The 12,927-nt window shown below is 65.8% G+C and carries 8 protein-coding genes; 7 read left to right on the top strand and 1 reads right to left on the bottom strand.

The features are described from left to right. Positions 1-259 precede the first annotated feature (259 nt). The gene (locus tag JSV65_17795; GenBank protein UCH34355.1) at positions 260-1,018 is read right to left on the bottom strand and encodes a hypothetical protein; all 759 of its coding nucleotides are present in this window, start codon (positions 1,016-1,018) and stop codon (positions 260-262) included. Between the two features lie 250 nt (positions 1,019-1,268). Between JSV65_17795 and JSV65_17790 the strand changes: the two genes are divergently transcribed. The 7 genes from JSV65_17790 to JSV65_17760 all read left to right on the top strand — a co-directional run. After that, the gene (locus tag JSV65_17790) at positions 1,269-7,394 is read left to right on the top strand and encodes a hypothetical protein (GenBank protein ID UCH34354.1); all 6,126 of its coding nucleotides are present in this window, start codon (positions 1,269-1,271) and stop codon (positions 7,392-7,394) included. A 740-nt stretch (positions 7,395-8,134) separates the two neighbouring features. Then, complete coding sequence (locus JSV65_17785; protein UCH34353.1) at positions 8,135-8,707, top strand: hypothetical protein; 573 nt, start codon at positions 8,135-8,137, stop codon at positions 8,705-8,707. Between the two features lie 11 nt (positions 8,708-8,718). Then, a complete protein-coding gene (locus tag JSV65_17780) occupies positions 8,719-9,108 on the top strand; it encodes a hypothetical protein (protein ID UCH34352.1) in 390 nt (129 codons plus the stop codon). 95 nt (positions 9,109-9,203) lie between these two features. After that, a complete protein-coding gene (locus JSV65_17775; protein ID UCH34351.1) occupies positions 9,204-10,412 on the top strand; it encodes an ABC transporter permease in 1,209 nt (402 codons plus the stop codon). Between the two features lie 11 nt (positions 10,413-10,423). Then, complete coding sequence (locus JSV65_17770; protein ID UCH34350.1) at positions 10,424-11,641, top strand: ABC transporter permease; 1,218 nt, start codon at positions 10,424-10,426, stop codon at positions 11,639-11,641. 46 nt (positions 11,642-11,687) lie between these two features. Then, complete coding sequence (locus JSV65_17765; GenBank protein ID UCH36833.1) at positions 11,688-12,371, top strand: ABC transporter ATP-binding protein; 684 nt, start codon at positions 11,688-11,690, stop codon at positions 12,369-12,371. Positions 12,372-12,380: 9 nt separating this feature from the next. Beyond that, positions 12,381-12,927, top strand: a 547-nt coding sequence (locus JSV65_17760; GenBank protein UCH34349.1) for an ABC transporter ATP-binding protein, incomplete at its 3' end; no start/stop codon positions are given.

Below are 12,927 nucleotides of genomic sequence, written 5' to 3'. Positions count from 1 at the left end.
GGGTACTCGGCGGTGCAGGAAGAGTGCTTCATCGAGGCGCGTGAATGCTATGGGTGCGGCATCTGCCGCACCGCGTGCACGCGCGACGCGATTAGCCTCAAGGACCGCCCCGCCGTGCCTGCCGCTGCCGCGCTGTGGTAGGCCCAGCGACCGTCGGCGCGAGCACCGAGTTCGGCCTGCACATGCCCCACAGACGGCGGTAGGTCATCCGCTCAGGTCGGAGGGCGCCGTCCGCGGCTGCGATCCAGGCAATGCCGGTCTAGTCGAGCTGCACGAGCTGAATGTGGTGGAAGTCCACGTGGCTCTCGGTACCCTCACCCGGGAGGTACTGGACGATGACCAGCAGATAGTTGTCGGGACCGGACGGCTCGTACGTGAACAGCGCGCGCACCCCCGACGCCGCTGGGCCGGCGACCAGTTGACTCGGCAGCAGGAAGCGGTCCCCGACGCGGACGCGCATTCGGTCCACCGCTGCCGTCGTGCCGATTGTGAGTATATACGTGTGCGGCCCTGACGGCAGACGCTGGAAGTAGGCGTTGGTGCCGGTCAGCCAAGGCGACGCCAGGGCGAGAGAAAAACTCACATCCGTATCCCCAGCCATCACCTGCCGACGTACTCGCTCGTTCCACGCCACCCCGCGCAGGATCAGCGTGGATCCCGACTCCTCATCGTATGGCCGCAGCGGACGCAGGACGACGCCGCTCCCCGACGCGTAGGCGGGAGACGCCGTGCCCGATTCCACTCGCTCCATGGCCATGCCGGCGATCTCCCCGATCGCCCGCCCGGGGCCTCTCACTGCGACGCGGGCGAGCCCTGACTGCGCCGACTTCAGTTGCTGCACCGACATGACCCTGAACTTCGGCAGCTTGGCCTGAGGGTTGATCGCGCGGGCCGCAACCTTCCCGACCGAGGGGCTCGGGGACGTCTTCGCGGCATCCGCCTTGGTCGCGGCCATACCTCGGGGGGACGAGAGGCACGCAACGACAGAGACAACGACCACAGGAAACACGAATCGCATACAACTTCCTCCTGGAGCAGCTGAGATACTCGCGAGACAGGCCGGCTTCGCTGACCCGTCTTACCGCCCGCATCACATGGTACCAGTGGCTCTGAGCGGCGGTCAAGCGCGGCTCCCGTTCGCAGCCCGCGCCGAATCGGGAGAGCACGCGCTGATTCACCCCGACAGGCGGGGTGAGGAATTGGCGGGAACTAATCCGGCGAAGGAGAAGTCCAATTGCTAGAGCTTGCCGCGCAGAGAGGGGACGAGAATGCTCAAGCAACGTCCGGTGGCTGTCTTCGTCTTGTGCCTGGTCGCAGCATCCATCGCCTTCGGAGCGGCGCGTCTGACCTCTGGGAATGTGACGCTGGAGGAGGCCGACCGCTTCTACGCCGAGCGCAGCTACGCGAAGGCCTTGGATGGCTATCAGCAGGCCCTCGCGGCCGACGTCGCAGGTGACCGCAAAACACAGATCGAGTATCGCGTCGCGGTGTGCCTCGGGCGTTCGGAGCGCTGGGACGACGCGCTGGAGCATACCCGCACCTTCATCGAAGCCCATTCGGACGGCCTGTGGGGCGCGCGCGGGCACTACTGGCTCGGCCAGCTACTGGTATTTGTGCCCCACCAGGGATATCGCGTGGGTGACCGGGTGTACCGTGGCGAGGACTACCCAAGGGTCGCAGGCGCCGAGAAGCCGGAGCGGATCAACCTCTGGAAGGAGGACCAGGAGGGCGCGGTGGCGGCGTTCGAGGATGCCAAGCGGCTCTACGAGCAGCTTCAACCACGCGCGGAGAAGGAGGAGGCGGATCTCAACTTCGACCTCGCCGACGTGCTTGGTTCCGAGGATCTGTCTTCCCTCGCCCGGGTCCTCATAGCCCTCGAGCGGGAGAAGCGCCCGTCGCTTACCGCGCGCTACGGAGAGCCTGACCCCGCCGAGGTGAACAAGCTGCGCGATCACGATTGGACGCTCACGCCCACGAAGCCATATGACCCGACTCAACCCATGCCGCAGCGCATCCTGGGCCTGTACGAGCAAATCGAGCCGATGGAGAAAGGACGCCGCGCGCCCCAGGCGCGACTGGCGCGCGCGCTCTATGTCCAGTTCTACCAGCAGCGCATGCGCGAGATGATGCGTGTCTACGATTCGGAGAAGAAGGAATGGATCGAGCTCCCGTTTCCATACCAGGACCTGGATGCAATTGCCATTATCCGCTCGATCCCGAAGGAGTACCCCAAGCATCCCATCGCGGCGCAGGCGCAGCTGACGACCGGGAACTGGTTGGAGGGCAAACACGAATTCACGCAGGCGCTCGCGGTCTACCGCGAACTCATCGAGCGTTGGCCGGACAGCACTTGGGTGAGCGACGCACGGGAGCGGATCCAGGACATCGAGTGGCCGGCGATTGGACTGGCTACGCAGACCGCGCGACCGGGGGAGAAGGCGACGATCCGCTTCAACGGACGCAATGTGAAGACGGTGGAGTTCACTGCGTATCGCGTGCGGCTGGATAGGATTCTGCTGCGGCCACGGCTCCTGAATAATCCCCGCCTCACCTGGCAGCGCTGGTACGCTGCTTTTGGCGACATTCCCACCGGCTCCTGGCGTCGCGGGGAGAAAGTCGCGACCTGGACTCACGTGACCCAGGACACGGGCGAGCACAAGTTGCTCGGGGAGAGCGTAGCGGCGCCGCTGAAGGAAGTCGGCGCGTACGCGGTCGAGGCACGATCAGGCAAAGCGCGCGCTGCCGCGCTGGTGCTGCTCACCGACCTGGCGATCGTGCAGAGGGCGGACAAAGACCGAGCGCTCGTCTTTGTGTGCGACGCGGACAGCGGGCGGCCGGTGCAGGGGGCGGATGTAGTCATCCGCGAGGTGTACAACGAGGAGAACAAATCACACGTCAGCGTGGAGCGAGGCCAGTCGAACCAGGATGGCCTGAAGGGGAAACCGCTCACCCGCGGGCGCGCCGTATACCACAGCCGCGTCGAAGCACTTGCCTGGGTCGGCGACCGGTACGCCGTGACGTGGCCGCTGTCGAGCCACAGCGGCTGGCGCGAGAACCGCGACGAGTACCGCGCGTACGTGTGTACTGACCGGCCGGTGTATCGCCCCAATCAGCGCGTGCATTTCCGCGCCGTGCTGACGTTGAGATCGGCGGCGGACCAGGATGACGACGCGCCCGGTCGTTACCAGCCGGCCACGGACGTGCCCGTCGCGCTCAGAGTGCTCGATCCGCAGGGAGAGAAGGTCCACGAGGGCAATCTCACGACGAGCGAGTTCGGCTCGGTCAACGGCAGCTTCGCCCTCAACGAAGAGGCGCCGCTCGGCGAGTATACGGTCCAGGTCCGCGTTCCCTCGAGCACCGTGCCGATTTCCGAGCGCGGGAGCAACCGCTTCCGCGTCGAGGAGTACAAGAAGCCGGAGTTCGAGGTGACGGTGACGCCGTCCGCGGAGCAGGCACGGGTCGGCGCAAGCCTTTCGGCGGCGATTAGCGCACGCTATTATTTCGGCGCGCCGGTGGTGGGGGCGGAAGTCACGTATCGCGTGTTCCGCCTGCCCTACTATCCGAGGCATCGTTTCCCCCAGCGGTACGACTGGCTCTTCCGATACTGGAACCAGGGCGACTACGCGAGCTACTACCGAAATGGCGAGGCGGTCAAGGAGGGCTCCGGGCGCACGGATGCGCAGGGCCAACTGCTGGTTGACCTGGAGACCGAGGGCGGCGGCCGGTGGCCGGACGCGCGCGCGTACTCCTACACCGTCGAGGCCGAGGTGACCGACCAGAGCCGCCGCACCATCACGGGCACCGGCGAGGTCCGCGTCAGCAAGCAGCAGTGCTTCGCCTTCCTGGATCTCACGCGCGGCTTCTACCAGGCGGGGGAACGGATCGAGTTGGAGGTGGCGACGCTCGATGTGATGGAGAGGCCAACCGCGGTCGAGGGGCGCATTCGCGTCGAGCGAGTGGTGCGCGGCGCCAGTGACCTCGTCGAGGCGGTGGTGCACGAAGAAGGCGTGGCGACGGATGACCAGGGCCGCGCGTTCTTCTCGTGGGTGCCGGATGAGGCGGGGCAGTACCGGTTCACGTTCGAGGCGCTTGATGCATGGGAGCAGACGGTCACGAGCAGTATATACACCTGGGTGCACGGGCCGGACTTCGACAAGGCCGCGTTTCGGCTGACCGGCATCCAACTCGTCCCGGACCGGCAGACCTATGACGAAGGGGAGACGTGCAAGCTGCTGATCGTGAGCAGCATGCCGGACGCCACCGTACTGCTGACGCAAGAGGCCGGCGACCAGATCCTCGGGCGGATCGTGGTGCGGATCACGGGCAAATCGCGCGTGCTCGAAGTGCCGATGCGCGCCAATCATATGCCGAACTTCCGGTTTGGCGCCGTGATGGTGCGCGGGTGGCAGGCGTACCAGACGGGAACCGAGGTCTTCGTGCCGCCGGGCAAGCAGTTCCTCGACGTCTCCGTCACCAGCGACCGCGCGGAGTACCGCCCGAACGACGAGGCGACGTTCCGGCTGAAGGCCACGGACTGGCGCGGCGAGCCGGTGCGCGCGGAACTCAGCATCGGCGTGGTGGACGCGTCGCTGTTCTACATCCAGAAGGAATACGCGCCCGATCCCCGCGTCTTCTTCTACGGCGAGCGGCGTTACGTCAATATCGCGCAGAACTGGTCATTGCAGTGGTCGCCCCAGGGCGCTTCGGCCACCGACCTGACGCGGCAGCCCTACAAGCGGCACGAGTGGACCTTGCCCGAGGACATGGGGCAACTCCAGGACTGGCCGCCAGGCCTGCGCGGTGGGCGGATCTCGCTGCGCCATCGCGTTGCCGGAAGGCCTGTGGGAGGCGTACGCGCGTATGCGTTGGAGGAGATGAGTCCGCTGGGTTACTTCGCGGACTACTCCGCGGACGCCGTTTACGGAGGAGTCGGTGGGAAGGCAGGGGCCATGCTAGCGCCGCCGCCCCCGGCTGCTCCGCCGTCTGCGGAACCGTCCGCTCAACGCGCTGACCGGGAAGCGGGCGCCGCGCTCGCGGCGGCACAGGTGCGAACGCGCTTCGCCGACACAGCGTTCTGGAGCCCGGCGGTCGTGACCGATGCAGACGGAACCGCAACCGTGACCGTCACTATGCCCGAGAACCTGACGACCTGGCGAGCGACGGCACGTGGCTTCACGACCGAGGTCCAGGTTGGCGAGGGAACCGCGGAAGCCGTCACGCGCAAGGATCTTATCGTCCGCCTCCAGGCGCCGCGGTTCTTCATGGAGCGCGACCTGGTCGTCCTGTCTGCCAATGTCCACAACTACCTGAAGTCGGAGAAGCAGGTCAAGGTGGCGCTCGCACTGGACGGCGGGACGTTGGAGCTGGTCAAGGACATCCCCGCCGACCTCGGGCTGAAAGAGCCTGCCGCCGGGGCCGATCTCTGGATCACCGTCCCGCAGGACGGCGAGCAGCGCGTGGACTGGGTGGTACGCGTGCTGCGCTCGGGCAGCGCGACGGTGCGAATGACGGCGCAGAGCGACGAGGAATCCGATGCCGTCGAGATGCAGTTCCCGGCCCTGGTGCACGGCGTCGAGAAGTTCGAAGCAGAGAGCGGCGTGATGCGGGACGTCGCCGGTTCGGACAACGTGACTTTGCAGCTCGATGTCCCGCAGGAACGCCGGCGCGGGGCGACCGAGCTGAACGTGCAACTGACGCCGTCGCTGGGGGCGGTCGCATTGGACGCCCTCCCCTACCTCGCCGACTACCCGTACGGCTGCATCGAGCAGACGATGAGTCGCTTCCTGCCGACCGTGGTCGTCGCGCGGACGTTGACCGACCTCGGCATTGACCTGGACGAGCTGCGCAAACGAGCCGATGCGTACCGCAAGGAGTTGGATGCTTCGGCCGGCAGCCAGGCACAGCCGGACAGCGGATACACCTATCCCAAGGGGATGCCCGGCGGCTTTGATGCCGCGGAGATGGCGAGCCGGATGTACCTGCGGCGCGACGCGGGGCCGATCTTCGATCCGGAGCGGCTTGCCCGGATGGTGCGCGCCGGCCTGCAGCGCATCTACGCGCAGCAGCACAGCGACGGCGGGTGGGGCTGGTGGCCGTCGAATGTGAGCGACCCCTACATGACGGCCTATGTCTGCTACGGGCTGTTCACCGCCCGTGAGGCCGACTGGGATATCCGCGACGAAGTCCTGGAACGCGGGTTCCAGTACCTGCTCCAAGACATGAAGGAAGATGACAACCTGCACCGGCTGGCCTACATCGGCTCGGTTGTGACGCTGCGCGGGGCGGTGGACGACGAGGTGCGCGCGGTGATCTTCGATCGCCTCTACCGCAACCGGATAAAGCTGACGCCGTATTCGCAGGCCCTGCTCGCGGTCGCGCTCAAGCAGATCGGGGCCCTCGACGAGGCGCGCGTGGTGCTCGACAATCTGGAGAACACCGCGCACGTCGACCGCGACAACGGCACGTGCAATTGGATGCCGCGGCAGCGCGGCTGGTGGTGGTGCCGCTGGTGGGACAACCCGGTCGAGACCAACGCGGCCGTCCTGCGCGCGTACATGGCGATCCGGCCGGATGACGACCTCGCGCCGATGATCGTCAAGTGGATGGTCAACAACCGCCGCGGCAACCATTGGTCGTCAACCAAAGAGACGGCGATGGCGGTGTACGCGCTGGCTGATTTCATGCGGGTCAAGCAGGAGCTGGCGCCCGACTACACGGTCACCGTGGACTTCGGCGGCAAGGTGCAGCGGACCTATCGCGTCAACCGCTATAACGCGTTGTTCTTCGACAACCGGTTCATCGTCGGCGACGAGGTCGTCGGCGACGGGACGCAGGAGCTGACGATCAGCGTCAAGGGCAACGGGACGCTGTACTATGCAGCGTATCTCCGATACTTCTCGCTCGAGGAGGACATCACGGGCGGCGGCAACGAGATCTTCGTGCAGCGGCGGTACTTCAAGCTGACGCCGAAGCTCGTGGACAAGAAGGAGCGCGGACGGGCATGGCAGGAGTTGGCCTACGACCGCGCGGAGCTGGCCTCCGGTGCGCGGCTGCGGAGCGGCGATCTGATCGAGGTCGAGCTGGTCATAGAAGCGAAGAACGACTACGAGTACCTGGTGTTCGAGGACATGAAGCCCGCGGGCTGTGAGCCGGTGGAAGTGCGCAGCGGCTCGCGCGCGGGCGAAGGCGCGGGCGTGTACCCGTATATCGAGCTGCGCGACGAGAAGGTCGCGACTTTCATCAGCGACATGCCGCAGGGGACGCGCGCGGTGCGCTACCGGCTGCGGGCGGAGATCCCCGGCAGCTTCCATGCCCTGCCAACGAACGGATACTCGATGTACGCCCCGGATGTGCGGTGCCTGAGCGACGAATGGCGGGTCGGCATCAGCGACTGACGCGCGCTTGAGGCGGATGCAAGCGGATCGCCGGACGGCGAAATCGGCCCTGGAACGTCGCGGCAATCGCACACAAGCAGTTTACGAAGGGCGAAACGTACGGTATCATAGGAATGACATGAAGCGCGGACGGTCAGTGGTGGCTGTTGTGCTGGCGGTGGTCTGGATCCTCAGCGGAGTGGCGTTCTTTGGCGCCTGCTCCGCTGAAACCCCCGATCATCAGGGCCGGCATGCGAGCCACAACGCCCCGGCGTGCTGCGGCTGCTGCGAGCAGCCGGGTAGTGCGCCGTCCGGGGCCAGCGCGGATCTCGCCACAGGGGAGAACGGTGGCCCGCACGACTGCGCGTGCCTGGCCGCGCCGTCCCACCGAACGGAGACTGCGCTGCTGGCGACTGAAGTCTCCCAGCGCGATCGCGAGCCGGAGAGTATCCAGGCGATTGCGCCGTGCGACGCAAGTCCCGTCCGGCTTCAAGTCACCTCAGAACGCGAAGAACCTGCCCCACATCACCCCGTGCTGCTCGTCAAAGCGGGCACGGGCGTGCGTGCTCCTCCCTCCGCGTAGCTAGGCTGCGCGTCCGCCGTGCCGACGCCTCTCAGCCCGTTGCCTCGCACCCCTAGTGCGTTCGCCCGGCGATAGTGCGCCTTTCGGCGCCCGCGCGGCGTGCATCTCGTTCCGTGGGACATCAGGATGCCACACACCCACCACCCGCGGACACATGCTACGGTATCAGGAGGAGCGCATGAAACGACTACGATCCATCCGGTTGCGAGCCGCGCCGATGTTGGCCGCCGCCCTCGCGGCAGCCCTGCTGAGCAACACCGCCTTTGGGGCGCTATGCGTCTGGCTCAAGCCGGACCGGGACATCAAGAACTTCTTCCCCGGCGGGGACAGCTACACCACCGAGCTGAGGAAGTACTCCAGAGCGCAGCAGCGAGAGATTGAGAAGCGCATCGGCGCTCGGCTCGATCCCGACGAGAACGAGTTCAAGTTCTACCGAGTCAAGCAGCAGGGCAAGGTCGTCGGCACCGTCCTCACCCACCAGGCCCGCGGCAAGTACGGCGCAGTGCAGACGGTCGTGGGCATCGGCGAGGACGACAAGATCGTCGGCATCTATGTCCAGCGCCACCGCGAGCCGGTCAACCTCAACCAGAAGGCATTCCTCGAGCAGTTCAAGAGCAAGACTGCGAAGGATCCGCTGACGGTGGGCAAGGACATCCGGCCGATCAGCGGTTACGACAAATCGAGTCACGCCGTGGCCTTCTCAGTGAAGAAGATCCTCGTCGTGCGGGACGTGCTTGATAATCAGAAATGAGGGAGGACAGAATGAAGCGTGTTGTGATAGGTATCGCGATCGTGGCCATAGTCGGCGCGGGCATCTGGTATGCCTTGGGCGGGAGCGAGCGGGGGCAAGCCAATCGTTTCGGCCAGTCGACGGGCACGGAGGTCACCGCCATCGGCGACATCGTGCAAGCGCCCGATGAACACGTCGGGCAGACGGTGACGGTGGACGGCGAGTTGACCAAGGAGTGCCCCAGCAGCGGCTGCTGGTGGTACATCAAAGACGCGACCGGGGAGATTCGCGCGGACAGCTTCGGCGGCGGATTCGCCTTGCCGCTGCATCAGGAAGGCAAGTCCATCCGCACCACTGGCAAGATAGTGAAGACCGAGAGCGGCGAGCTACAGATCGCCGCGCAGGGCTCTGAGTTGCACTGAGGAAGCGCGAACGCTCGTGCGGAGAGTTGGTAGGCTGCTTCCTGCCGCACCAACTCTCCGCGGCGGGCGCGGCGCGAAGACGAGAGGCGAAAGCTATGTCATTCCTACGTTTGGCCTGGCGCAACCTGACGCAGCGCAAAGTGCGCACGGGGCTAACCATTGTCTCGATTGCGGTGGCGGTGGCCGTGCTGTACACTCTGCTGTCGTTCAACCGCGGATACTCCGCCTCCCTGAAGCAGCAGTTGCAGCAGATGGGGGTGCACATTCTGGTGGTGCCGCCGGGGTGTCCGTTCGAGGCGGCATCGCTACTGCTCAAGGGCGGCACTCCCCCGGCGTATTTCGGCGAGGATGTAGTCGCGCAGATCGAGCGCATTCCCGGCATACAGATTCTCGCCCCGGGCTTCATGTCGGCGGTCGTCCACGAGGACCGCACGGATATCTACTACGGCATGGACGAACGGACGATTCAGTTGAAGAACTGGTGGACGCTGAAGCCGGGCGGGAAGTGGTTCGCCGCCGACCAGGATGACGCAGTCGTCCTTGGCTCGGATGCGGCGGTAACGGAATTGGTGATCAACCAGCAGACCGATCCGTTCGTGACGGGTCAGGAGTTGTGGGTGCCCGAACTCAACCGTCCGCTCAGGATCATCGGCATCCTGGAGCCGACGGGAACCCAGGACGACGGCTTCTTCTTCGTCCCGATCAAGCTCGCCCAGCAGATCTTCAAGCAGCCAGGGAAGGTGACGACGGTTGCGATGCGACTGGAGGATCCCGCGCAGGCGGGCGCGATCGGCCAGGCGATACAGCGTGTCGAGGGCGTTGAGGTGATTACGATGTCCGAGCTGCTCGGCACCCAACAACGGATGCTGGAGTCGGCGAGGATGCTGGTGATGGCCATCGTCGTGATCGCGATCGCGATCTCGGCGATGGGCGTGCTCAACACGGTGCTGATGTCGGTGTTCGAGCGCACGCGGGAGATCGGTGTCATGCGAGCGACCGGCGCGAGCAAGGCGCACGTGTTCTCCCTGATCTGGCTCGAAACGGTCGTGATGACCGCGGTCGGCGGAGTGACGGGGTTGCTGTTGGCGATCGGCGGCGCCGGCGTCATGGAGAGAGTCGTCGTCGCGGCGTTGTCGAGCGTTAAGTTCGTGACGGTCAACACCCACAGCCGGCTCGCCGCCTTCGATCCCCGAATCGTGGTAATGACGCTGCTGTTCGTGCTCGGCATCGGGTTGCTCGCCGGGGTCTATCCGGCCTTCCGCGCGAGCCGCCAGGAGCCGATCGAGGCACTGCGGACGGAATAGGAGACGCCCCGATGGAGTATCTGCGACTCGCTGTGAAGAACCTGCTGCGGCGCAAAGTCCGCACCGTGCTCGCGCTGGTGGGAATCGGCGTCGCGGTTGCCGTGCTCTACTCCCTGCTCGAATTCCAGCGCGGCTACGAGAAAGGCCTCAACGGAGAGTTGAACCAACTCGGCGCGCACATCATGGTCGTCCCCAAGGGCTGTCCCTACGAGGCGGCGACCATCGTGCTCCACGGCGGCAAGTGGCCGCGCTACATGGAGGAGAGCTACTTCGACGGCATCGCATCCACCCCCGGCGTGAGCCAGGCGGCGCCCGTACTGATGGACGCCATCATCGACACGGCAGCGAAGGACAGCAAGATCTTCCTCGGGATCACCGAGGACTACGGCAAGCTCAGGCCCAAGTGGCAGGTCGCCGGGGCGACGTTCAGCGACCCGAAGGCACGCGAGGTCATCCTCGGCGCGAGCATTGCCGACAAGTTGGGTCTGGGAGCCGGCGACTCTTTCGCGCTGCGCCAGGATGCGGGAGGGCGAGCCGCCGGCAAGCATGATGCCGACCTGCGGGTCGTCGGCGTGCTGCAGCGCACCGGAACTCAAGACGACGGGTTCATCTTCATGCCGCTGCACACGCTGCAAGAGCTGTTCGAGCTGTCGGGGAAGATCGTGGTCGTTCTGGTGCGCGCGGAGCGGGTGGATGCGGCAAGCCTCGAGCGGGTGACGCAGAACCTGCGCGCGCTGGGCGGCAACATGAACATCTTTCCGCTCTCGGAACTGCTCAATAACGCTTCGCAGCTCATGCAGGTGACGAAGGTCTTCGTGCTGGCCATCGTCGTCGTCGCCATTGCGATCGGCGCGGTGGGAGTGCTCAATACCATCCTGATGGCGGTGTTCGAGCGCACAAAAGAGATCGGCATGATGAAAGCCATCGGCGCGAGCCCGCGGGACGTCTTCGCGCTGATCTGGACGGAGACCGTAGTAGTCTGCGCGGTGGGTGGGCTGTTGGGCGTCGCCGCAGCGGTGGTGAGCGCGCGGGGGATTGAGTGGTTCCTGCGCAGGGCGCTGGCATCGCAGTTTTCGGCCCTGCCGGCGTCCACGCTGATCGGCGTCTCGCCGGCCATCATCCTCACGTGCATCGGATTGTCCATCGCGCTGGGCGTGGCGGCGGGGTTCTACCCGGCCTGGCGCGCGAGCGCGGTGAAGCCCATCGAGGCCATCCGGGGGGCGAACTGAAAGGAGCACCATGATGTCCGAAGCGGCAGCCGTCATGACGCAAGCAATGGTCGAGCCGGTAGCGGAGGCGACGGCGCTCGGCAAAGTGTACCGCCGGGGCGCTGAGGCGATTCACGCCTTGCGCGACGTCTCCGTCGCGTTCGAGCCACGCGGTTTCTACTGCGTGCTCGGGCCGAGCGGAGCTGGGAAGACGACCTTGCTGAATCTGCTCGGCTTGATGGACGTGCCCACCGCCGGCAGCCTGCGCGTCGCCTCCAGCGTCGTCGCGGACAACGGCACGGTGCGCCTGTCCGAGGGAGAGCGCGATCGGCTGCGTCGAGAGAACATCGGCTTCATCTTCACCGAGTTCTTCCTCGTGCCGACGCTGTCGGCGCTGGAGAACGTGCAGATGCCGCTGCTGTGGTCGGGGAGGACCGACCGGGCCTACGCCGTCGAACTGCTGGAGCGCGTGGGGCTCGGCCATCGGCTGCGTCATCGTCCGGCGGAATTGTCCGGCGGCGAGATGCAGCGCGTGGCCATCGCGCGGGCGCTCATCAATCGCCCGCGCCTTCTGCTCGCGGATGAGCCGACCGGAAACGTGGACACGCAGACTCGCGACGGCATCTTCGAGCTGTTTCGCGATCTGAACCGGGACGGGCTGACGATCGTGTTGGCCACCCACGATTGCGAGTTGGCCGCACGAGTGGACGAGATCGTTGATCTGCGTGAAGGACGGATCGTGAAGAGATAGGAGACTGCAATGCAAGTACCGGTTGTCGAAGCGCTTGACGTGTGGCGGAGTTACCGCCGGGGCGCGGAGTCGATCCACGCACTCGCGGGCATGAGCCTGACCCTGCAGCGCAGCGAGATGCTGGGCATCGTCGGTCGCTCAGGCTCGGGCAAGACGACATTCCTCAACCAGGTCGGATGCCTGGACACCCCCACGAAGGGCAGCATTCGCATCTGCGGCACCGAAGTCACCGGCATGCCGGAAAGGGAGTTGGTTGGCTTCCGGCGCGACCACGTCGGGTTCATCTTCCAGTTGTTCTACCTCATCCCGACGTTGACGGCGGTGGAGAACGTGGAGTTGCCGATGGTCTTCGCACGAGAAGATCGCCGGCGCGCCCGGGCGCTCGAGGCGCTCGACAGAGTCGGCCTCGAGGAGGTGCATGCCTTGCCGCACCAGCTCAACGGGGGCGACATGCAGCGTGTGGCGATCGCTCGCGCGCTCGTGCGCAAGCCGAAACTACTGCTCGCTGACGAGCCTACCGGCCGCCTGGAGAGTCAATCGCGGACCGCGATCATGG

Source organism: Armatimonadota bacterium (assembly GCA_020354555.1).
In the GTDB taxonomy this organism is placed as follows: Bacteria; Armatimonadota; Hebobacteria.
Note: the sequence above shows the minus strand (reverse complement) of the source record. Positions and strands in the feature narration are given on the sequence as shown.

Excerpts from the sequence above, each read along its gene's own strand:
- JSV65_17790 (UCH34354.1), top strand. The coding sequence starts at position 1,269 with ATGCTCAAGCAACGTCCGGTGGCTGTCTTCGTCTTGTGCCTGGTCGCA.
- JSV65_17775 (UCH34351.1), top strand. The coding sequence starts at position 9,204 with ATGTCATTCCTACGTTTGGCCTGGCGCAACCTGACGCAGCGCAAAGTG.
- JSV65_17770 (UCH34350.1), top strand. The coding sequence starts at position 10,424 with ATGGAGTATCTGCGACTCGCTGTGAAGAACCTGCTGCGGCGCAAAGTC.
- JSV65_17780 (UCH34352.1), top strand. The coding sequence starts at position 8,719 with ATGAAGCGTGTTGTGATAGGTATCGCGATCGTGGCCATAGTCGGCGCG.
- JSV65_17785 (UCH34353.1), top strand. The coding sequence starts at position 8,135 with ATGAAACGACTACGATCCATCCGGTTGCGAGCCGCGCCGATGTTGGCC.
- JSV65_17765 (UCH36833.1), top strand. The coding sequence starts at position 11,688 with ATGGTCGAGCCGGTAGCGGAGGCGACGGCGCTCGGCAAAGTGTACCGC.
- JSV65_17795 (UCH34355.1), bottom strand. The coding sequence starts at position 1,018 with ATGCGATTCGTGTTTCCTGTGGTCGTTGTCTCTGTCGTTGCGTGCCTC.